This is a genomic window from Aeromonas sp. sif2433 (assembly GCF_019218705.1).
GTDB classification, from domain to species: domain Bacteria; phylum Pseudomonadota; class Gammaproteobacteria; order Enterobacterales; family Aeromonadaceae; genus Aeromonas; species Aeromonas encheleia.
The window spans coordinates 1-248 of sequence record NZ_JAHUXD010000060.1; the positions used below are offsets into that span (position 1 = coordinate 1).

1 rRNA gene is annotated in these 248 nt (G+C 42.7%); it reads left to right on the plus strand.

The features are described from left to right. Positions 1-157: 157 nt before the first annotated feature. Positions 158-248: ribosomal RNA gene (locus KW825_RS20400) — 23S ribosomal RNA — on the plus strand; the annotation flags it as partial.

Genomic DNA, 248 nt, shown 5'->3' on the forward strand with positions numbered 1-248 from the left:
TGCTCTTTAACAATCTGGAAAGCTGATTTAAAAAGTAGTTCTCAAACATTTGTTACAAGTGCTTTGGAAACTTCTTGGCGAAAACCAAAATTTATTTTTGGTCCTTGTTGTACGACAACAAGCCGTGCCGTTTCGACGACACTTCTTGGGGTTGTATGGTTAAGTGACTAAGCGTACATGGTGGATGCCTTGGCAGTCAGAGGCGATGAAGGACGTACTAACCTGCGATAAGCTGTGAGAAGTCGGTA